Here is a 22,044-nt window from a genome sequence, read left to right as displayed (position 1 = left end):
CAGCTCCAGTGAATGATCACGCGGTTAGTCGGGGCGGTATCGCCGTGCCAGTGGGCTCTTCGTGTGCGGTGAACCAGTCGTTGCGGGCTTCTTCGAGCATCGGTACGAGTTCCGTCTCGAGGCGGTCGGCTTGTGCCCGGAGCCGGGCGGCGAGGTCGGTGAGGTCTTCGGGCGTGAGGTTGCTCAGCCAGAAGTCCTCCACCACCCGGACGTCGGCGTACGGTGCCCGCTCCTTGGGGTTCTCGCTGTAGGGGTAGCAGGTGATGTGTCCGTCGAAGAGGCTCTCTTCGGTCCCGCCGGCCTGTCCGTCGACCCCGGTGCGTGCGGGGTGGTGGACGCGCATCCGCTGCCCGGCGAATGGCCGGCGGTGCGCGAGGTCGATCAGTGTGACGGACAGCCGTTCCAGCGGGACGTTCGTGTCGCTGGGGTCCTCGTCGGCCCACGGCGGTAGGTATCCGGTGAGCGTGAAGCCGCCCGTGGTGCTGATGGACCACGTACGGCCCGGCGAGGCGGCGGCGGATTGGATGGGCGGTGCGGCGACGGCCGCGCTCTGGGCCAGGGAAGTTGCCGTCAAGACACGCTCGCTTTCGCCGACGCCGAGAATTCCACCGGCGTATCGGTGAGCTGATAGGTGTGGGCGCCCGGGTGGGACGCGAATTCGCAGCAGGCTTCCTGCGATTCGGGGTCGACGAAGGAGCAGTCCGGTCGGACGTCCAGCGCCGCGACCGGCTTGCCGTCCGCCCAACGGGCCCAGACGGCTCCGGTGTCCACACCCGCCAGGTCAAGGACGAGGGCGAAGTGGTCGCCGTCGTCGTGGATTTGGAGGTGGCACCGTAAGTTCCGCTCGACGTCCGTCTCGTCCGCCGACCCGTACGGGGTCGCGGCGCGCAGCGTCTGCTGGAGGAGATGTTCGGGGAGCCGGGCGGTCCGGCCGCAGACCGGGAACAGGATCTTCGCGTTCTTCATCGCGCGTTGCTTTCTGCGTGGATGCGGAAGAAAGGTGGACATGCCCGTGCCGTCACCGGCACGCCGGGGCGGTGCGCAAGGTGCACCACGTGGTCGTGCCGTCGGGGCTCACTCCCCAGTCGTCGGCTATCGCGGCGACGAGGAACAGGCCGCGGCCGGTCTCGCTCTCCTCGTCGACGACGCTCAGCCGCGGGCGGCGGCCGGACCCGTCGTTCACCGCGATCAGCACCCCCTGGAGGGTGATCACGAGGCGGAACCCGATCTCGCCGTCCTCGCCGTACCGCAGCGCATTGGTGATCAGCTCACTCACCAGCAACTGGACGTCGTCCATGACTGGGTCCAGGCCCCAGGCACGCAACTTGGCGGCGCTGATACGACGAAGCCGCCCCACCCACTGGCCGTCCACGTCCCGTTCAAGGGTGCCGTCGATGTTGGCGGCACCGGAGACCCGTATCGCGAACTCGTCGCAGACGGGCTCGGCGGGCGTCGGCACGGGGGCCGTAGGCGTGGCATCCGTCGCAGCGTGCGCGGCGCAAGCCATGGGACCGGCTCCTCTCGACGGGCGCGGAGGAGACGCGACGTCTTCACAGCCGGGATCCGGGTACGCATCGGCGACGGTTGTGCTCGCCGGATGCAGGCCGGCGGCAGCCGAGAAGAGGTCCCGGCGGCGTTCGCGGTCGGCGGTGGTGCGCCGTGGCCGGGTCATGACGCGGCCTCCTGGCCGCCGGAGTGCAGCAACGCCACCAGTTCACCGCAGAGCGCCTCGGCTTCTTCGGCAGTGAGCACCAGCACCGTCGCGGTGGCGGCGACACGCTTGCCGATTCGGCGGAGACAGACGGGGACGGCGACGCGGCCGGCCTGGGTCAGCTCGGCCGCGCCCGGGGCGCGTTCGATGCGCCAGGCTCGTAACGTCCCGCTCAGTGGTAAGTGACGTCTGGTCATGTCACTCACCGTAGGAGCACGGTTGCGGAGTGACCCTGAGAAAAAATCAGGGCTGACCGGCGGTCAGGGCGTACAGATCTCTACGCGGTCATCCCGATGTGGTGCGCCACGTCCCTCAAATCCTGCCGCCACATGGGCTTTTCCCGCTTGAGCAGGTCCGCGACCGCCTCCCGGACCAGCGGCGAGAAACCCACCTCTTCGGGGGACTGGCTGGTGATTCGCTTGAGCATGTAGACGGTGGCGAAGTCGTCACGCTGGATGCGGTTGCAGTTCATGACCTCGATCAAGTACCTGGTGCGCCGCTCAAGCGGCAGCTCGGGGTTGTCCTCCACGCTGTCGGCCACGCGCAGCGCCTCCACCGTGTCGCCTTCCTCAGCCCGCAGGTGCACGGCGTGCATGGCCACGTTCGTCGGCCCGAAGCTGGTGTGCCAGTCGTTGCGGTCGTGCCCGAGTCGAGCGGCGACCCGCTCGGCACCGTGGTACAGATCCCACGCCACCGGGCCCTGGTGATCGCGTACGGCGGCCACGGCCGCCGACAGGTGAAGCGCTCCGTACGCCGACAGATACTCGGCCGAAGCACCTTCGCCCGGCCGGCAGTTGGCGATGGTTTCCCGCGCCAGGGCCACGCTGTCGGCCACATTTCCCGAAGCGGTAAGTACGCACGCCAGGCTCCATGTGGCCGCCGCGAGTAGCGCCGGGTCTCCGACCTGGTCGGCCAGGGCCACGCCCCGGTCTGCCGCTACGCGAGCCTGAACCGGCTCGCCGACGCGCCGCAGCCAGACCTGCGCCATGCCGTACACGGAGATCAGCAGCGCCACCGCCTGCCGTTCCTCTTCCTCGCCCTCCGCATCGCGCACGGCCGCGTAGCCCTGCCGCAGAAGGTCCGGCAGCCGGCCGCCGATGTCGGCATACCGGTCCCGGGTCTGCGTCTCGTACACGCGCCACGCGTCGTCTACAGCAACCCGGTAGTCGTCCACAGGCAGCTCGCCGACCCCGGACGGCAGCAAGGACGAGGGCATGGACAGGACCCGGCGGATCGCGGGCACGGCGTCGTGCTCGGACGGCGACCCCGATACGGCACCCGTCAGGACGCCGCCGGTCAGGTCGGTGAGGTCGCGGACGTGCAGCACCCGCGCGAGATCGATCAGCACCGAAAGGCGGTCGATGGGCAGCATGCCCTTCTCGACCTTGTAGGCCCAGTTCTCCGTCTTGCCGACGAGCTCGGCCATGGCCTTCTGCGACAGGCCCCGGCGCTCGCGGTAGTACCGGATGCGAGCACCGATACCGAAGTCCTGCTCGACAGTCATGGACCGACGTCCCCTCGCCCGTGCGGCAGTTGCTGCGCCTTCCCTCGCCAGCGTACGACTTCGGCCGGGACGGCGAGGAGGATCGGCCGACGGCTACCATCCGAGCTACAGCGTGCCCGCGTCCTTCGGGGCGAGTGACATCGATGGAGCCAGCAATGACCTACCGCGGCCTGATCCTCGACTTCGGCGGAGTCCTCACCATCCGGATGCGGCTCAACGGCGAAGCCTTCGAACGCAGCGAAGGTCTCGCCCCCGGCACCTACACCCGAGCCCTGAACGAACACCCCGACGGCGTCGCGATCTACAAGGCGCTGGAAGTCGGCGAGGCCACCCAGGAACAGTGGAACCAGGTCATCGGCGGCATCCTCGGCATCGACCCCACCGACCTCATGCGCCGCGCCCTGGCCAACCTCCACCTCGAACCCCGCATGGTCGACGCTGCCCGCCGCGCCCGCGCCGCCGGCATCAAAGTTGCCATGCTCTCCAACAGCTTCGGCCTGACCCCCTTCAACCCCTACGAAGCCCTGGGTATGTGGGAGGGGGAATGGGACGCGATCGTCCTGTCCGAACAACTCGGCGTACGCAAACCCGACCCCAGCATCTACCTCCACACCCTCGAGCTGCTGCAACTGCAGGGCGAGGAGTGCGTGTTCGTGGACGACCACGCGGTCAATCTGCCGCCGGCCGCTGCCTTGGGGATCCATACGATCCACCACACGGACGCCGCTGAGACAGTGATGCAGTTGGACGCGCTCCTGGACTATGCCGCGCCAGCGACGTGATCACACGGAAGTCCCAATTCTTTCCATTTACGCTTCGGTCAGCGTCGCGGAATCAACCCAACGCGCGATCATGCTCAGGGCGCCAAGCTGCTCAAGAGCTTCCTGCTCAGACAACTCGGGCAGTCCGTCCTCGTGACTATTGGGATTGCGGACTGCGCCGAAGAAGCCCACAGCAAATGACATCGCACCACGATGCACGCTCCTGTAGGTGTCACTACCGTCGTCAGGAACTAACCTCAGCCGCGGCTGGCCTTGCTTAGCGGGATCCATGGAAAACGCACTCTGGAAAAGCGCAGCTTCGCTGACGTCACGGCGTCCGACCTTGTTTTGTGTCTCAGCGTTGACCTTTCGTGCAGCTGCGGTGACCGCCTCGCGGTAATGCCCACTGGCCCATAGGGCGCGGGCCCCGTCCCAGACCCATGTGTGAAACTGATCGGCGGTGAGCGTGGGCGCGTCAGGCGTCAGCCGAACTGCCCACTCGTCCCGGTCGGCCAGGATGCCGAGGCCACGCTGTACATCGCTGCGAGCCATGGCCGAGCCGGCCATCTGATCGACGTCGATGCCTTCAGCAAGCGCCGGATCGAGCACGCGCAAGATTTGCTTGATAGTTGGTTCCGCCCGGTGCAGTTGCGCGTACAGGACTTCATTGCCGATGTACGACCCCGGTGTCTCGCTACGCTCGTACCGCAGCGCCAGATCGTCGAACGCTTCCAACTGCTGGCGCATCCACTCCAGATCCACGTCGACATCCTAATGCGCCGTGTCGGCACTCAACTGTCGGTCGGAGGCATGCCGTTCAGTCACTTGGTCGAGCAACTTCCACGTATCCGGATCCCCAGCCGTCGAGCGAACCCAACATCCGGGCGCGCACCCGTCGGTCTCGCCCTCTCCCACCGGCCCAGTAGTGATACGCCTACGATGTGGCCTGCGCCACGCCGCCCACTTGCTCGCCGTGGTAGCTCCTGAGGGGGAGGGATAAGCGTGGAACTAGACGTGTTGCTGAACTCGTTGGACCGAGCCGCGGCCAACCTCGCCAAGCTGAAGAGGGTCTGGGAGCGGGCCGAACCGTTCATCCCGGACAGGCCAGCAGCAGGCTCACACCCTGAGTACGACGACTTGCGCCGAGCGTGGGACGACCTTCTCCCTGGGCTGCCGAAGATCGATGGTTGGACCATCACCGATCAACTTCCCGACATTGATGAACTTGGTCAGTCATTTCTTGCCTACGCCGACATCGGCGAACTCCCCATCGCCGTCCACGCGGCAGCAGAGCAGCCGGGGAAGGATGTCGCCGAGTACCAGTACAGGCTGAACAGGGCCCGCCGACGCGCCGCTCGCGGGCGCCTTGAGCAGCTCATAGCGATCGTGGACGGGGCGCTACTCGCGCTACTCAACGGGGTACCGCCGAGTTCACTCGCCAGGGTTGAGGGTCCTGAGGTCGAGCAAGTGACCGCTGCCGTGGGTGAGATCGAGCGGTTGATGGGCGATACAGCCGAACGTCGTGGACGCTGGAGCGATCTACACCGGCACCTGCGCTTCGGCCAGGGGCAGGACTGGCGCGACATCGCCGAGATGGACTGGCCCAGCGTCCTTGCCGACATCGAAGCGAGCACACTGGCCGACACCGACCCGCTGCCCGTTCCAGACATGGATCTCGGCCAAGCCGCCGCCGGCCAGCTCACCGGTAGCGCAACGATCGCCCTGCCTTGGAAGAGCCTCAATGACGACGGCTTCGAGAGACTGCTTTATGACCTTCTCCGAAACGTCACCGAATACCAGAACGTCCAGTGGCTGATGCAGACCCGCGCCCCCGACCGCGGCCGAGACCTTTCCCTCGAACGAATCCTCCGCGACAGCACCGGCGGTGTGCGCACCGAGCGAGTCATCGTCCAGGCCAAACACTGGCTAAGCCGCTCGGTAGGGCCCACGGCAGTCGCAGACACAGTCGCGCAGGTCAGGCTTTGGGAGCCGCCAGTCGTACGCGGCCTGATCATCGCAACAAGCGGGCGCTTCAGCGCGGACGCCGTCGCCTGGGCTGAACGCCACAACGAGGCCGGCACCGCGCCGTACATCGACCTGTGGCCGGACAGCAAGCTCGAGACCTTGCTCGCCCAGAAGCCACATCTAGCGGCAGCCCACGGCCTCCGCTGAAAGCGGATCACTACTTCCAGCGGTTCAGCACGCGCGGACGCAACCCACGCTGCTCTGCACGGCGAACGTAACTGGCTCAACAGGGCGATGTGGTGCCCTTCAAAGGACAAACGCTGATGCAACTGGAGGATCTAGCCTCCTTCTTCCCCTGCCACGGGAATCCAGCACCGCGTATGAACGGAGGGCCAGGTGGCCGCGCTGGGCAAGCCCTACGTCCTGTCAGTGGTCGACCGTAGGCTCGTCGATGACCAAGATGATGTCAGGGAGGGCTGCTATGGCGACCGTGCGCGCGTGCTCTAGATGCGGTCGCAATGAGTGCGCCAACCGTATGGGAAAGCCTGGCCATTGTCATGAGTGCATTGATGAGCGATTCAGACGCGTCGGCGTCCGACCTCTCGACCATTACGAGTCCCCAACAGCCCTGCGCAAGTACCAATGCCTGACGTGCGGGCAGATAGGGTCCGTGGCCTACAATAGAATTCGCAATTCCAAATATCCGGCCTGCGAGTCGTGTTCCACGAAGGAAATCTACGAAGCCCGCCTGAGAAACGAACCAGAAGGCTGGCCGATAACAAAACAGGAGGCTCTAAGGGTGCTGTGCGATGCCGGCTACGAAATCCTAGGAGTAGTCGGCAAAACAGAAGGAGAGGGAGCGGCTGAGGCCGTCCTCACGAACGTTTGGGAAATTATAGATGTGCGCTGCAATACCTGTGGCAAGGAGTCTCGGCGGAGCGTCGTTCACGTACTGGCCAGTTCATGGCGCGGCGGGGAACACTGCCCTCATCTGGACATGGAGGCCACCATACGCGAGCATACCGAATTCTTCGCCGCCCATGGCCTAGCGAGAAACTTCAACGGCTACGCGAAGCTCACACAGCCCGTCCCAGCCATCTGCCTGGTCTGCGGGACGGAGCGGAGGGTATCCCTGTCGACGCTCGCCCAAAAAAAGCAACCATGCCTAAAGTGCGCCGATACAGTCGATCCCGATCTCCCCCACCTCGTGTACCTCATCCACTTCTCCGAGCTTGAGCTGATCAAGGTGGGGATCACCAACACCGAAGGACGTGACTATAGCAGGATCAAAGCGCACCTAGCTCAGGGAGGTGCCTTGATCGACACAGTAACCGTTCCCAACCGCGAGGCTGCCTTTACCGTCGAGCGGCATGTTCTGAATAAAATGTCCGGCTACCGGCAAGGAGCTACCGCCAGACATCTCCCGCAGGGCGGTTGGACCGAAACCTGGCACGACTCTGCGCCGGAAGTTGACCTGACTGCGATCGTTCGCTTGCTAGACCAGAGGAACGCTCCGGGGTTCGACCGCTTGCAGCGATTGGAGATGTACTTCGAAGGTGAACCGATCACCGTCGATGAAGCCGCAGGCTTCGTGACCGTCCAGGAGGTGCCCGTGGGCGACGAAACTGTCCATGTCGTCGAACTAACGGCAACTCGCGAAGAGATTCTCCAGGAAGTACGACGCCAGCGGATGGGCCGCCGAACCGGTGATAGAGCGCCGTCCAGGAACTGAGAAATGACCGTCCACGGCTGCCGGCACGGGGAGTCCAGTCACCCACCGAACCACTCGACCAGTAGTCACGTAGGTCAGAACTTTCACCAAAGAAGCTGTTCCCACCAGCTCAGCTGTGCAGTAGGTCGGTACGTCAAGCCGACAATACGGTTGCCCAGTTGCGCGCCCGCACCACATCCGAACCACGCGCAGCGGTACGGTGCGGTCAACCGCGGTCACCAAGGGCACTGTTCTCGTGGGTACTTCAGAGCGGTACGTGTCACTGACCAGTACGGATGCCGCCAAGGACCCTGTGATTCCCAAGCTCAGAGCGCGGGTTCGATTCCCGTCATCCGCTCCATTACTAAAGCCCCGGGTCGAAGACCCGGGGCTTTTTTTGTCAAGACCGATTCTGGGAACGCGCGGTCAAGGACGACCGATGGTAGATATTCAAGGCCGGCTTCGATAGTGCGCTAGACGCGAGGCGTCCCATTCCATAATCTCAAGAATGTCATCGAGATATCCACCGGTTTCGTAACTGTGCTCCCTCAAAAACTCCTGATACAGCAACAAAAGACCATCGCGAATAGTCTCAAAGCAGCGCCAATAGTAGCCCGACTCGATCGAATCGCCATCTTCCTCTCCGGCAGCAAACCCGAGAACAGCCCATGTGGCTTCTTCCACTTGGGCCGGCGGCAGCCCGTCGGCGAACATCGCCATGACAACCGTGCACACCGCAGGCGCAGGGGGCATCAGGATCGACTGGATGAACACATGCCCGTCCAAAGCGCGCAGCACACCCGGGTTCCCGTCGATCGCGGATTCCAGCAGCGCGATCAGATGTACCGCCGATTCTCCGCAACCACACTCCACCGCATCCCAGTCCTGCCGACCTAGTTCTCTTCGCGCAAGGCTCAATTAATTCAGCTCCTCGAACTAGGATGGGAGCAAGCCGTACTGGAGCACCCGACTTACTTTCCTGTTTACTTTACTATTTACTCAAGGCCACATCACCATACTCCACCCGGCTCGCCCTCGACACCCGGACCGAAGGCACTGGGTGGATAATCAAGTTGACACTTTATGCAGACGCTCTTCGCAGCCGGCTCATATTCTCTGGGATCCGACCCTGTCACAGCCTTCGTTGTGTAGGCGATGCCAAGACGCACCTTCGTCCAGTCCCCGCCCAGTGCGCGGACCACATTCCCTTCTGCGCAATAGGTGGCTTCGCAGCCCAAGACATCCGGACCGGACGAGGCAACTGCCATCTCGCCAGTCTCGGTGTGATAACCCGAGACATACGATCGAGTGGCGAGTTTCGAGACGCGGTTGTCGACGGCCGCGGAACGGGCGAGATTATCACCTCGGTCGGTTCGCTCGGCCGGTGACCAGTCTGCGGGGGCTGCTTCCTTGTGCAGGTACGCGGGACGAGACTTCGCGCCGCGCGGTCCCCGTGAGGTGGTTCCGCGTGGGCTGGGCTTTTCAGTGCCCGTAGCCGGATCGCTCGGCTCGGCTACGGCCCTGTTCTGGGCGGGGTCCGCTTCCCAGTTGTCGGCGGGGGCCGGGTGGCCATCACCAGCTGCGTCCTCGAAGGCCTTCGTGCCGGCCGTGGGCGTTTTGGCCTTGCCGCCGTCGGTCTCCGCGGACTTGGCCGCGCCTGAATCCTCGCCGGAGTCCTCGCTGGTGGGGTCGCCTCCCACACCGGGGCCGCAGTCGCCCATGAGGGCGGCACATGAGGAAACGACCGCTGCGGTTCCGGCCTCAGCACAAGCTGGTCCAGCAACACCGAGAGACTCCCCGGTACAAACCCCGACAGCCGTCACTGCGACAACTGCGACCGTGGCCACGGCCACGTATGGTGCGGCCTTCTCAACGACGTGGCCTGCACAGCTCCAGAAGCTGTGGCAACCGCCACCACCGCTCTTCTTGCCAGTACTCGAAGTGCTCCCGCTGGAGGAGGTGGAGGTGCTACCCGCGTCAGGATTGCCGGGGGGCGGGCCGCAATCGATGGCGCACGTGTTCATCGACGGGTCGTTGTACCAGTCGTCGTATCCGGTGGGGTCGGAACCACTGGCCGGGTTGTCGGCGGCGTAGGCGTAGCCGCCCATCTGGTTGGGGTCGCCCGCCTGGAAGAGCGGGTCCGCTGTCAGGAAACGGCCCTGAGCGGAGTCGTAGTTGCGGGCGCCGAGCAGGTCGAGTCCGGTGGCCGCGTCCGTGGGTTGTCCCAGGAAACCGCGATTCTCGTCCGGAGCCACCCAGGTCGTCGGCTTGGCGCCGCGCGGATTGCCGTAGGGGTCGTAGAAACGGCGGGTGACCGCCAGTGTGGTGGCGTCGACGGCGGTGGTGGCGGTGCCCTGAACGGTGGCGACCTGGTAGGTGACCGTGCCGGTGCTGGAACGGGTGACGGTGGTGCCGTCGGGTCCGGTGATGTTGCGCAGGCCGGTCAGTGTGCTGTTGGCGACGTTCAGGGTGATCTGCTCGGTGCCACCGAAGAGGTAGAGGACCCGGGTGGTGTCGGTGCTGTCGACTGCCGCGGTCTGCTCCAGCAGGCTGCCGTCAGCGTCGTAGAGGTACTTGCTCGTGTTGGTGTGTGCTCCGTTACCGGTGGCTACGCTCGCGGTACGACCCTCGGCGTCATAGGTGAAGGTCTGCGTCTGGCCGGCGGACACGGCTCCGACCGCGGCGTTGGTCCAGGTCTGTCCACTGCTTCCGCAGGCCGCCAGCGTCAGCTGGGTGGCGTTGGTGGCACTGGCCGCCGGGTCGGTGAGGCACATCGTGGTGGCAGCTGCGCTGACAACCGTGTTGGCACTGGTGATCTTCCACTTCTGGGTGACATCTGCAGAGCAGCTGTCGATGACGATCTTTGTGCCCGACGTGGTGGCGTTACCGGTGGTGTCCAGGCACAGACCCATCACCCGGATGGTGCCGTCGGTGCCGACCGACAACTTCTGGGCGTTGGCGGTACCGCAGGTGTTGATCTGTACCTTGGCGCCGGGCGTGGTGGAGGACGCGGCGTCCTCGACGCATTTCCTGCCGCCGCCGCTCAGAGCGAATCCGCTGATCAGCGGTCCGGTCGAGGCCACCTTGCGATTGGTCGTGTCGCCCGCGTTGACACCGCCGTGCGTCGGGTCGGTGTACGCGGGCGTCGAGGTCGCGGTGCCGGTGGTCGGGTTTGTCGTAGTGGTGGCGCCCGCCTGGTCGGGCAATGCCACGCTGGTCGTGCCGTTGGCGCCGGTGTAGGAGGTGGCTTGAGTGGAGTCGCCGGCTGCGTTGCCGGTGGAGTCGTGGTCGACCATGCCCGTACGGTCGCCGAGCAGGTCGTAGCTGTAGCTCTGCCAGTACGGTGCCGGGCCGCCGACGGTCGTCGTCTTGACGGGTGTGGTGGTACTCGTCTGCACGGAAGCGGTATTGCAGCGGCCGACGCTGCCGACCGGGGCGCTGCTCGGGTTCGTGATTCCCGCGGTGTCGGTCCAAGCAGCGGTCAGCCGCTGGAACGAGTCGTAGCTGAAGCACTGGGTGTCGTGCGTGGTGTTGTTCTGCAGGTCGTCGGCAGCGGTGAGCTGACCCGACTGGTCGTAGCGGTAGTTGACGACATCAAGGGCGGTGACTGAGGTCTGCACCATCGTTGATGTCTGTGTGGTGCGGCCGGTGGTGACGTCGTACTGGGCAAAGGTCGCCAATTCCTTGCCGGTGGGGCCGTAGTTGGTCTGCAGCACTCGCCCGAACGGGTCGTGGACCGCGGTGTCGAGGTAGGACGGCGTGTTGGAACTGCTGATGAACCCGCCGATGCCGTCGAGGTTTCCCTGCTGCGTATATCCGAAGTCGATGTCCTCGGCCGGGAGCTTGCCGTCTGCCTGGTATTTAACGGTCGACAGCAGACCGACGGTCGGCGTGTACGCGTTGGTGGTGCTGTACGTGACAGTGCCGCTCGCGGGAGGCTGGCTCTGCCCGGCGGCGGCAAACCCGTCCGCGGCGGGCACGGTCACCGTGGAACCTGACGGCTGATAGGCGGCGTTGTAGCCGGTCACAGCCTGGGTGTACGCCTTGCTCGTCGTCCCCGTGGCACCGTTGAGGTAGCGGGTAGCGGAGGTCGGGTACCCCTTGGCCAGCGTGTCGTAGACCCAGGACGCCTGTTCCTTCGTGGCGTCGGGCGTGGCCGACCAGGCGCCGCTGTACTCGGCTGTGACGCGGTTGTCCCAGTCGTAGCTGTACGACATGACCTGGCCGCGGGAATCCGTGCTTTGCAACAGATTTCCGGCGATGTCGTATTTGTCGAGACTGCTCTGCCCGACGTTGGGGTCGGTCCGGGTCGTCGGGCGGCCAAGGAAGTCGTATCCGTAGGACCAGGTGTTGCCGGCGGTGTCCTTGACGGACTCGACCTGGCCGTCGGGGGTGTAGGTGTAGCGGGTGGTGGCGTCGGCAGCCCGGACGGCGTCCGCGGTTCCCTGGTGCCAGAGCGTGCCGCCTGCGCTGGAGACGACGGCCGCAGTGGAGTCGTTGCGCACCTGGAAGGTTGCGCCAGTGGTGGCGGTGAGACCGGTGGTCCACTTGGACGTGCCCGCCGTGGTGCGGACGACGAGGTTTCCGTCAGTGCCGAACTGAGCGAAGGCGCCGGGGTTGCCGCTCGTGCCGCTGGACCAGATGGTCGTCCCGGTGGCCAATGCGCTGAGGACCAGGTTTCCGTCCGCCTGCATCGTCAGCCGTACGCTGTCGGAGGTGAGCGAGGTGCCGGACGGGATGGTCTGGCCGGCGGCGAGAGTGACGGTCGCACCGGTGTTCTTCACCACGTTGCTGGTGATCTGCCCCAGCGCGTTGGTGAAGCTGGCTGTGGTGCGGCCGCCCACGGGTGCGGTGGTGTCGGTCTCGTCGGCACCGCGATAGGCGGTGGTGGTGTGCCACTGCTGGACGGCCTGGTGCCACAGCGTGCTGGTGACCGCGCGGCCTTCGCCGTCGTATTCGGTGGTGGTCTCCGAAGGGACTTCGTTCTCGTTGGCGGCCCACAGTGTGGTGCCGGGGACCGCGGTGGGTTCGGAGTACGGGGCGTACGACACCGTCGGCCAGCCGTGGGAGTCGTAGAAGGTGTCGGAGATGATCCGGCCGGAGTTGCTGTCTCCGGCAGCGGTGCTCTGCGTCTGGCGGGACTGGAGCATCCCGTCGTAGATCGCGATGGACGTTGCGTAGGTGCCGTCCTCGCGCAGCGTTTTCGTGGTCACCGTGGACGGGGCACCCGGAGAGGTGATCGTGCCCCCCGGGGCGGCCACCGCGCCCGGGTTGATCGAGTAGGCGAACGTCATGTCCGCGCTCTGTCCGCCGTCCTTGTCACGGCCTGGTAGCCAGACCGCAGTGCGTCGGCCAAGTGCGTCGTAACTGATGTCCGTGACGCGGTTGTTGGCGTCGATGTCCTCGGTCGGCACACCGCGCAGCGGATCGAGTGTGGAGACCTCCTTCCACCGTTGCGCGTTGTAGGTGGTGATGCCGACGGCGTTGGTGTTTCCGCCTGCGGAGGTCCAGGCCGGTGTGAAGTCGGTATGAGTGTCCTGGCCGGTGATGTCGAGCGCATCGACGGCGCGGCCGGCGCCGTCGTACACCGTCGCCATGTCCGTCTGCCAGTTCTCGGTACTGCCGTTGTATCCGGTGGAACTACGCACGGCCGAGATCCGGCCGACAGCCGAGGTGCCGCTCTGGTCGAGCTGACCGAAGGTCCCCAGGTTCGTCAGGGTGCCGTCGCCGTCGTAGTAGATCTTCCTGTCCGACAGCAGCGTGGACGCGTCGGCCGCGGTGCCGCACGGACCACTGACCACCGTGACCTGGTCCGGATAGGACGTCGTCGCGGTGTTGGACGCCGCGGCCGCCGCGTAGGTGGTGGTGGCGCACTTCTCCTGCGCCGGCACCGAGACATCCCCGTGGGTATCGACAGTCCACAGCCTGCCCTGGCTGTCGTTGGTGGTGTCAGTCTCGGTGTGGCGCCAGGTCCCGTCGGCCAGCAGGGAATATCCGCTACTGCGGACGGTCTTGGCCCGGTAGGCGATCAGGTCGGGGAGAGTGGAACGCACCGGCTGGGACTCCCCCGGATTGGCCTCCTGGGTCCACCCGGTCCACGACGACTGCGTGACGCTCGCAGTAGTGGTGGAGGTGAAGGGACCGTTCACCGTCTCGGCGGAGATACTGCCGCCGGCGGACGTATAGGTGTCGGTCTCCAGGGCAGTGCCGGCCAGTTGGTCGGAGTCGGTGACGGTCTCCACAGAGGAAGTGCCCACCGTGGCGTTCAACGACACCGAGCGGCGAGTGCCGTCCGCCTTGTAATCGCCGTTCATCCCCTGGAAGTACGTGGTAGCCGTTCTGGTCACCGGCTCGGGTGCGACGCCGGTCTCAACAGTGACCTGGTGGAAGCCGCGGAACTGGTCCCACGTCCGGTACTGGTCGTCGGTGAGTGCCGAGTCGTCGCGGTGCCAAGCAGGACCGCTGTAGCTGTACGTGGAGACCTGTGCCTCCGAGCCCGCGAGGATCTTCTGGGAGTCCGGTCGGTACTGAGCGGCGATCGTCAGGTCCGAACCCGTCACCTGGTGCACGGTGATCTTGTTGAACCAGTCCGCGATGGGCTTCGAGGCCCCTGGCACCGTCCAGTAGGCGGGGTAACAGGAGTTTGTGTTGACGTCGGCCGCGGAGATCGACAGCGTCTTGCCCGCGCATGGGTCGAAGTTGTATTCGACCGAGATCGACTCACCCGTCTCCGTCTGGATCGACGAGATGCGGGGGTGGTAGAGCGGCGGAGCTGACGGCGAGGAGTCGTTGACCCGGTTGTCGATCTCCTTGCCGGTGAAGGAGAGCTGATTCAGCGAGATGTCGCTGTTGCCGTTGCCGTAGGTGCCCTTGCCGGTGTGCCGGATGGACTGGAGCCACATCACAGCCTGCAGCGAGCCCGCGTCTGCCGGGTCGACGGTGGTCCCGGTGACCGGATCCACCGTGCCACCGGCATCGGAGTAGACCTGGCCGAGTTGGTAGCCGTCGACGGCCACAAGCTTGTCGGTGGAGCTGTCCTTGACATGGACCTTGGTGGTGATGCTGTCCAGCCGGGTGGTGGAGAAGAACGTCGGTGACGAAGTGATGCACACGTTCGTGGGGACTGTGGTGGAGCCGGTCGGCAGATGAGTGCTGTCGCTCGAGTCGCAGTGCAGGTCCCATGGCACGTCCGGCCAGTGCGGAGCGGTGGAATCATTGAGATTGCCGGCCGAGCAGTCGGTGAAAGTGGATGTCGTCTGGCAGCGCTGCCGCGCGTCGAAGTCCACCTGTGCCGCGGGGGTCCGACCGGCTCGCTCATCGGCCAGCGTGTAACCGTAGGAAATGGCGGTCAGTGAGCCGCCGCGGGTGTACGGCACCAGAGTGCCGTCCTTGTCGGGGGCGGCTTGGCCACCGCCGAGGTCGTAGTAGTTGGTTTCGGCCGAGTAGTCGTACCGCTGCACGAACCCGCTGGGCGTGACGACGAAGTCCAGGTTCCAGCGCCAGCCTTCCGGCTTGTCGCAGCGGGATGCCTTGCCCTTGGCGGAGTCGTAGCAGGGGTCGCCCGAGACGGGGTGGAGGACGGGCAGGCCCCAGGCCGAGTCGGTGGAGTCGTCGGCCGGCGTTCCGGACTGCATGGCCCCTGAGGTGCCTGCCGCGGTCGGTGAGTGGTCGGCGCCGAAGTAGGCGGCGGTGCCATCGGTCGTCAGGACGCGGAAGTAGGCGCCGTCGTTGAGCCCGTTGGCCGCCCCGGACAGTTCTTGGACGACGGTGCCGTCGTCGCCCTGCAGCTTCCATGCCTTCAGCTCACCGGACACGCCGGGATCGAGCGAGGTGGGGACGAGCGTTCCGGAATGCGACCCGAAAGCCAGCGTTGCGTTGTCCCCCTCCCAGCAACTGTCTCCCGAGCCTTTGAGGATCTTGTTGCCGTCACTGTCCAGCAGAGAGCCGCAGCCTCGATAGGAACGCGTGACGTAGCCGGGCTGGTATCCCCAACCGTCTCCGATCGACGACGACTGAGAGTTGCGTGCGGAGGTCTCGCCGTCCTGGGACTGGGAGTCGTAGTCCAGGCCGACCGACGGCGCGTTGCCGCCGACCGCGGTGGGCACGTCGATCGGGTACGAGTAAGTGAACGATCCGGTGGCTGACGCCTGCCACGTACCGGAGGCGCTGAGTGACGTCGCCGTGTAGTCACCTTGCGAGCCGGAGCTGCCCGAGGTCACGGCGATGGCAGCGGTGGCCGTGCGCGGCGTGACGGAACCCTGCGCGGTCGCGGCGGCCGGTGCGACGGCTTTGAGGTCCAGGTCGGCGGTCAGCTGCTCCGCGCCCACTCGGTTGGTGAAGGCGAGGGGCGCCTGGGCGTGGCAGGCCTGGGCCTGGGGGGTGGTCAGGGCGCATGAGGGCAGGCTGACCAGCTTGAGCCGAGAGCCGAAGCCGCCGCCGTACGCCTTGGCGAGAGCGGAGTAGTCAACGACGACCTGGAACTTGGAGGACGTGCTGCTCGTGGCGTCCCGGCTGACGCCGATCAGCATGCCGTCGGCACCGGCCCGGAGCGTGCTGTCGTGGGAGGCGACCTGGACGCGGACCGAGGGGCGGCGCCGTTGCCCGTGGATCGTGTGCCCTTCCCCTCGGCGGTTGACGTTACCCATACCGGCAGCTTGCCGGCCTTCGTCGGCTTGCTCGCCGAACCGTTCAGGGTGACGGTGACGGCGCCCGCAGCGGGCCAAGACGGTGCCTTCGCCTGATAGTCACGGAGCGCGTTGCGGCTCTTGACTCCCGCAGGAACCGGGGCGGTGAGCTGATGCCCGCCGACCGCCGGAGTCTCAGGCAGCGCCTTCGGATTCCAGACGGTTCCCTTGAAGTGGTACGGCCCCACACCCTCAGCGGCAGCCATCGGCACGAGGAGGACCAGCGCCCCGACAAGTGCTGTGCCGAACGTCAGCGTCCTTGTCCAGATCCGGTTCTGCACTTGCGCATGCCAACGACGTCTGCCGCTCAAACCAACCCCCCCGGGTCTCCGCCACCTAACTGGTGATCGACCGGAGGCTATTGATGGGCGAGATGCAATTCAATAGCCTGTGCCGGCGCCGAGAAATGGCGTGCGATGAATGAATGTCCGATGCGCCCGTTCCATGGAGGGGTAAATGGGAGCAGGCGTCAGCAAATCGGACACCACATAACCTCGCGAAGCACCGAAGAAATCCGCAGATGTGGCGCACATCACAGACCTAAATGACAATTCCACCAGGGGGGACTTTACTCAATGCCGCCTGAATGCAAACGGAAAAATAGACACTCCTTTAGATTGACGCACCGTCATCTATTGGCGATAGAAACGGAATATGATGCTCCTCTCTCACTCAAGCGCCGCCGACGTCGCGCCCCCTCGGTAACCCGTCTGACCGTGCTCGCCATCGTGGCCGGGCTTTTCGCCGTCGTGCCGGCCGGTCAGGCCTCCGCTGACACGCCCTCGGACACCGACTCGATGTCGGTCGCGCAGAACCAGGCCATCGCCACTGGGGTGTCCGTACCGGTGGACGATCTGACCACCGAGATCTCCACGGTGCAGGCCGACCCCGATGGCACCTTCACCTCCACCACCAGTCTTCTGCCGGTGCGGGTGAAGAAGTACGGCGCGTGGACGCCGGTGGACGCGAGCCTGGCCGTCAACGCCGACGGAACCCTGTCGCCTCAGGCAACGCCGAACGCCGTGCGGCTGTCGGGAGGCGGCTCGGGACCACTCGTCACCCTCACCCACGCCGACGGCACCAGCATGGCTCTGACCATGCCGTTCGCGCTGCCCACGCCGAGCATCAGCGATGACACAGCTCTGTACACATCGGTTCTGCCGGGGGTCGACCTCTCGGTGTCCGTCACCGACCAGGGCGGATTCAGCGATGTCCTGATCATTCATGACGCCGCTGCCGCAGCCGATCCCCGGTTGCACCAACTGACGCTGGCGACCGACACCCAGGGTCTGGCGCTATGGGCCAACGCGTCCGGCGGCATGGACGCCACCACCAGCGACGGCACGCTCGCCTACACCAGTCCGGGGCCGCTGATGTGGGACTCCACTCCCCTGCCCGTGCCGCTCACCGAGTTCGCCGGATCCGCCGACGCCGGAGACTCCCAGGGCAGCGGCTCAGGCATCGGCGACGCCGTCTCCTCCGCCGATGGGCCGGGTTCAGGCGCACGGGTGGAAACCGTGCCGATGGCCACCAGCGCCGACGGACTGACGCTCACTCCGGACGCGTCGGTGCTCAGCGACCCGGCCACCCGGTATCCGCTGTTCATCGACCCGTACATGAACCCCGTGACGGGCACCGCCGGCCACTACGACGAGCTCTACTCGAACAGCCAATGCTCCAACGCTCCGCAGTACGACAAGCCGCAGAGCAAGGGCGAGGGCGTGGGCTACCAGCAGGAAGGGGGCACCTGCGGCAGCGGCCTGGAACGGTCGTACTACAGCATCTCAACCGGAAACCTGCACAGTTCGTTCGTGGTGTACGACGCGAAGCTGAGCATCAGCACCACGTACGCGGCCAGTTGGGACTGTTCGCGGAACCAGCCGATCACCCTCCACACCACGAACGCCATCGACGCCAACACGGATTGGCAGAACAAGCCAGGCGCCCATGACACCGAGTTCCCCCCGGTGACCACGAGCGTGCCAAGCGGTGCGAATTCCAACAGCTCGTGCAGCAACCACACCGCCACGTTCACCGTCACCGGGCTCGCCCAGAAACTGGCCGACCACGACGGAGACGGTTACGACGGGAGCGGCGGCATCTGGAGTGAGCCCAACACCTGGACCATCGGCCTCTACGGCAACGAGTCGGAGACATCGGGCAACGTCGATTATCTGCGTATGTCGGAATCGCTCACGCTCACAACGAAGTTCGACATCCCGCCCTCCATCTCGCAGAGCAGCCTGCACACCGTCCCCGCACCGGTCCAAGCGGGAGGCTCCTGCGTGACCTCCGATGACGGCTGGATAGGCGCCACCACATACTCGGAGTCCGGCAGCAACATCCAGCTCCACTCGACCGTCACCAGCCAGATCTCCGGCGGGCACATCGCCGCTCACTACGACGTCTGGGACCGCAGCGTCTCGGACTCCAGCGGCAACGGCCTCGACAAGTCCACGCCCGACACCACGTACCTGGCATCCGGCACCGACGCCTCCGTCCCGATCGGGTTCAGACTCCTGGACGGACACGAGTACGGCTGGGACGTATACGCCAAGGACGACTCCCCCCTGCACCTGGACTCTCCCATGAGCGACCGTTGCTGGTTCAAGGCGGACTTCACTCCGCCGGACACGCCCGTCGTCGCCACCAACACGTCGTTCCCACCGGTGGGGGCGGGAGCCGCCACCCCGGTGGTCTACGCCGGCCCCGGCAAGACGACCCGCTTCACGGTGGCTGATGCCGACGGCGACCCAGCGGATGACAGCTGCACCCCGCACGCCTGCCTTTCGAGCGGCATCGACCACTTCATCTGGAAACTGGACAGCCAGCCGACCGCTCAGAACGGCATCGTCGCGGCGGTGAGCAGTACCGCCTCCGACGGCACCGCTACGAGCGCCCTCACTGTCCCGATCGTCGACTGGGGTGTGCACACGCTGTACGTCGCCGGCGTCGACGCGGCCGGCAACATCTCCACCTCGCCTTCCAGCTATACGTATACCGTCCCATGGAACCCCGCCACCAAGATCACCCCCGGTGACATCTCGGGTGACGGAGTGCCCGACTTGCTCGCCACGACAAAGACCGGCGACCTGGACCTCATTCCGGGCGACACCGATCCGGCCCTGACCGCCGCACCGGCCCAGTCCGGCCCGGTCAGTGGCACACCGCCCGCCGTCACCGGCCCCGTCACCGTCTCGACCAAGGCCGACTCCCCCGACGGCAGCGGCTGGAACAACTACCTGATCGCCCACCGCGGCAACCTGCATGGCGCGGACGTCGACGACCTGTTCGCCTACAACAAGACCGGCGCGGACAAACAGCTCTATGTCATCAAGAACGACCTGGACCCGGGCAGCGACACAGCCTTCCCTCCCGTCGCCTGGTCCACCGTCGGAGGCTTCGTCGGACGACGCTTCGACGCCGTTCCCAAGGACCCCTGTGAAACCGCCCAGTTCGAGCCCGACGACTCGCGCTGCCGGAGCACCGACTACAACAGCACGGCCTGGGACATCACCCAACTCATCACGCCGGGAAACGTCTACGGCAACACCAGCGGCTACCCAGCCGTCATCACCGTGGAGCACAAGGAACTGTGGCTCTACCAGTCGGACGGCGGGTACCACCTGAAGAACCCGATCCTGCTCGGCGACGGCGACTGGACCGGCCAGACCCTCATCGCCCCCGGCACTGTCAAGGGCAATCCGGTGATGTGGTCGCGTGACAACGCGACCGGCGCGCTCTACAGCTACCCCCTGACCGTGGACCAGGGCACCGGCTTGCCGCCCCTGCTGCACCCGGACAGCCACGGCACGCTCCCACTGACGCTGCCGCCGGCGACCTATCCGATCGTGGCCTCTCCCGGCGATGTCAACAGCCCCGACGGCGCGGCGGACGGGGTGCCCGACCTCTACGCGGCCGACACCCACGGCCAGCTGATCGAGTATCCGTACATCCAGAGCGGGCAGATGATCTTTCCCCCGATCTACATCTTCGACACCCCCCGGTCCCTCGGTACGGTGACCGATACCGCCAACCACAAGTGGAGCCTCGCCGAGGGCAGCGGAGCCACCGCATCCGACACCGCCAGCGGTCTCAACGCCACTCTGAGCGGTGCCTATACGTGGGCGACCGACGGCACTCGCGGCAAGGTGATCAGCCTCAGCGGCACGACCGGCTACGGGTCGGTCGGCGGACCCGCCGTCGACAACTCGAAGAGCTTCACCGTCTCGGCATGGGCCAAACTCTCCTCTCTGACAGCCAATTCGACCATCGTCTCCCAGTCCGGCACCGCCGGGAACGCCAACGGATTCCAGCTCTACTACTCCTCGGGGGCACAGGCCTGGGCCTTCGGCCGCCATAACGACGACACCACCAGTGCCGACTACAGCACCGCGTACGGCACTCGCGCCGCCGCCGGGCAATGGACCCATCTGGTGGGCGTCTACGACGCGGCCGGCAAGCAGCTCAGCCTCTACGTCAACGGACGCCTCGCCGCCACCAAGGCGTACGGCGGCACCGTCTGGAACGCGGTCGGCCCGCTCCAGATCGGCCGACGCCTCTACCAAGGCGCCTACGGCGAATACGCCAACGCACAGATAAGCAACGTCCGCACCTACCCCAGCGCCCTGCCTCCGGCGGACGCAGCCGCAGGAGGTGACGCCCCCGCAGCCGTCCAGCTCGACTGACCCACCGGTCGACGGTGACGCGATGAGCCCGCGGATCGGTGCCGACAGAGGTCGTCGGCGCCGACCCGCGGGCCGGCGCCGCGCACCACATCGCGCCAGACGCACAGGTACGGCTCGGCCAACCACGGTCAGGCTCCGCACACCCGACAAGCAACCGCCCGCCCGCCGATAGGTCGCGACCTGCAGCTTCACCGACCGCGCGCCCCTGTGATTCCCAAGCTCAGAGCGCGGGTTCGATTCCCGTCATCCGCTCCATTAATAAAGCCCCGGGTTTACCGCCTGGGGCTTTTTCTCGTTGTCCTTCATTCCACGTCCGACCCCGGACCGCGTAGCGCGCCCTGATGAACAAGCCGCTGTTCCAGGCCGCCCATTGCATGTGCGATTCCCTCGATGAGGTCGGTGACCTCCCACATGGGCCGACCATCGCTCACTCCGAATGCCAGCAACGCCTCGTGAGCGCGCTCGACCGCGACGCGCTCCGTCGTCGGCCACTGCGTCAATTGCGCCCCAGAAGCGTGTCCGGAGGCGACGTCATGGCGGGGGCGCCGAAGTGATCCGCAGGGTGTTTTCAGTGGGATGGCGGCCAGGTGAGGGTGTAGCCGGTGGCGCGGTCGAAGGTCACTTCGACGGCCGGGGGCGGAAAGCCGAATTCGCGGGCGCTCCATTCGGCGACGGCCGCGGCGGCGGCCTCCGGCTGGTAGTCGGTCGGCATGTAGTCGAGCGTGTTGACCTCGATGACGACGAGGTCGCTCTGGTGCGAGCCCTCGATTTGCGCGGCCACCTGACGGAGGCCGAACTCAAGCTGGGTCACGTCCTCTTCGGTGGCCGCGTCGTCGAGGACGTGCAGCCACACGTGATCGGTGACCCGGCGTGCGCCGTCGGGCGGCGTCGGCGGCGTCGAGACGGCGGCGGAGAGTTCGGCGTACAGCGCCCAGGGACCGAGGATCTTGCGGTAGACGAAGGGGCTGGGACTCAACGGAACTCCAGGCTTGTCGGATGTGCTGGTCATGACTGGTCACA

The 22,044-nt window shown here is 65.9% G+C and carries 13 protein-coding genes; 4 read left to right on the top strand and 9 right to left on the bottom strand.

The window, feature by feature from the left end:
* Nucleotides 1-16 precede the first annotated feature (16 nt).
* The 5 genes from ACIP4Z_RS07875 to ACIP4Z_RS07855 form a co-directional block, all read right to left on the bottom strand.
* Nucleotides 17-574: a DUF6907 domain-containing protein gene (locus ACIP4Z_RS07875; protein ID WP_401305835.1), complete on the bottom strand. Its 558-nt coding sequence runs from the start codon at nt 572-574 to the stop codon at nt 17-19.
* On the bottom strand, nt 571-966 hold the full coding sequence (locus tag ACIP4Z_RS07870) for a hypothetical protein (RefSeq protein WP_401305833.1): 396 nt from the start codon (nt 964-966) through the stop codon (nt 571-573). The genes ACIP4Z_RS07875 and ACIP4Z_RS07870 overlap by 4 nt, the downstream gene beginning before the upstream one ends.
* A 52-nt stretch (nt 967-1,018) precedes the next feature.
* Nucleotides 1,019-1,507 (bottom strand): ATP-binding protein, encoded by a 489-nt coding sequence (locus ACIP4Z_RS07865; protein ID WP_401305831.1) that lies wholly within the window; start codon nt 1,505-1,507, stop codon nt 1,019-1,021.
* A gap of 161 nt (nt 1,508-1,668) precedes the next feature.
* Nucleotides 1,669-1,908 (bottom strand): hypothetical protein, encoded by a 240-nt coding sequence (locus tag ACIP4Z_RS07860; RefSeq protein ID WP_360710911.1) that lies wholly within the window; start codon nt 1,906-1,908, stop codon nt 1,669-1,671.
* A gap of 80 nt (nt 1,909-1,988) precedes the next feature.
* Entirely contained in the window at nt 1,989-3,215 is a 1,227-nt protein-coding gene (locus ACIP4Z_RS07855) for a helix-turn-helix domain-containing protein (protein WP_401305829.1), read from the bottom strand.
* 155 nt (nt 3,216-3,370) lie between these two features.
* On the opposite strand from ACIP4Z_RS07855, the gene ACIP4Z_RS07850 reads away from it, so the two are divergent.
* Nucleotides 3,371-3,997: an HAD-IA family hydrolase gene (locus ACIP4Z_RS07850; RefSeq protein ID WP_401305827.1), complete on the top strand. Its 627-nt coding sequence runs from the start codon at nt 3,371-3,373 to the stop codon at nt 3,995-3,997.
* A 27-nt stretch (nt 3,998-4,024) separates the two neighbouring features.
* Here ACIP4Z_RS07850 and ACIP4Z_RS07845 read toward each other — a convergent pair whose 3' ends face one another.
* The gene (locus tag ACIP4Z_RS07845) at nt 4,025-4,738 is read right to left on the bottom strand and encodes a TIGR02391 family protein (protein ID WP_401305825.1); all 714 of its coding nucleotides are present in this window, start codon (nt 4,736-4,738) and stop codon (nt 4,025-4,027) included.
* A 240-nt stretch (nt 4,739-4,978) separates the two neighbouring features.
* On the opposite strand from ACIP4Z_RS07845, the gene ACIP4Z_RS07840 reads away from it, so the two are divergent.
* Nucleotides 4,979-6,148: a restriction endonuclease gene (locus ACIP4Z_RS07840; protein WP_401305823.1), complete on the top strand. Its 1,170-nt coding sequence runs from the start codon at nt 4,979-4,981 to the stop codon at nt 6,146-6,148.
* Between the two features lie 463 nt (nt 6,149-6,611).
* Complete coding sequence (locus ACIP4Z_RS07835; RefSeq protein ID WP_401305821.1) at nt 6,612-7,673, top strand: hypothetical protein; 1,062 nt, start codon at nt 6,612-6,614, stop codon at nt 7,671-7,673.
* Between the two features lie 429 nt (nt 7,674-8,102).
* On the opposite strand, the gene ACIP4Z_RS07830 is transcribed toward ACIP4Z_RS07835, so the two are convergent.
* Together ACIP4Z_RS07830 and ACIP4Z_RS07825 are read right to left on the bottom strand one after the other, a co-directional pair.
* A complete protein-coding gene (locus ACIP4Z_RS07830; RefSeq protein WP_391041598.1) occupies nt 8,103-8,570 on the bottom strand; it encodes a hypothetical protein in 468 nt (155 codons plus the stop codon).
* A gap of 92 nt (nt 8,571-8,662) precedes the next feature.
* A complete protein-coding gene (locus ACIP4Z_RS07825) occupies nt 8,663-16,297 on the bottom strand; it encodes a ricin-type beta-trefoil lectin domain protein (protein WP_401305819.1) in 7,635 nt (2,544 codons plus the stop codon).
* A gap of 755 nt (nt 16,298-17,052) precedes the next feature.
* On the opposite strand from ACIP4Z_RS07825, the gene ACIP4Z_RS07820 reads away from it, so the two are divergent.
* A complete protein-coding gene (locus ACIP4Z_RS07820; RefSeq protein ID WP_401305817.1) occupies nt 17,053-21,024 on the top strand; it encodes a LamG domain-containing protein in 3,972 nt (1,323 codons plus the stop codon).
* Between the two features lie 568 nt (nt 21,025-21,592).
* Here ACIP4Z_RS07820 and ACIP4Z_RS07815 read toward each other — a convergent pair.
* Nucleotides 21,593-22,000, bottom strand: coding sequence for a hypothetical protein (locus ACIP4Z_RS07815; protein ID WP_391041602.1), 408 nt, complete (start codon nt 21,998-22,000; stop codon nt 21,593-21,595).
* Between the last annotated feature and the right edge of the window lie 44 nt (nt 22,001-22,044).

The sequence above is a fragment of the Streptomyces sp. NPDC088910 genome (assembly GCF_044749865.1).
GTDB lineage: Bacteria > Actinomycetota > Actinomycetes > Streptomycetales > Streptomycetaceae > Actinacidiphila.
The sequence above is the reverse complement of the archived record's forward strand: the minus strand, read 5'-3'. Positions and strand labels throughout refer to the sequence as shown.

Excerpts from the sequence above, each read along its gene's own strand:
- ACIP4Z_RS07855 (WP_401305829.1), bottom strand. The coding sequence starts at position 3,215 with ATGACTGTCGAGCAGGACTTCGGTATCGGTGCTCGCATCCGGTACTAC.
- ACIP4Z_RS07865 (WP_401305831.1), bottom strand. The coding sequence starts at position 1,507 with ATGGCTTGCGCCGCGCACGCTGCGACGGATGCCACGCCTACGGCCCCC.
- ACIP4Z_RS07870 (WP_401305833.1), bottom strand. The coding sequence starts at position 966 with ATGAAGAACGCGAAGATCCTGTTCCCGGTCTGCGGCCGGACCGCCCGG.
- ACIP4Z_RS07860 (WP_360710911.1), bottom strand. The coding sequence starts at position 1,908 with ATGACCAGACGTCACTTACCACTGAGCGGGACGTTACGAGCCTGGCGC.
- ACIP4Z_RS07825 (WP_401305819.1), bottom strand. The coding sequence starts at position 16,297 with ATGGGTAACGTCAACCGCCGAGGGGAAGGGCACACGATCCACGGGCAA.
- ACIP4Z_RS07850 (WP_401305827.1), top strand. The coding sequence starts at position 3,371 with ATGACCTACCGCGGCCTGATCCTCGACTTCGGCGGAGTCCTCACCATC.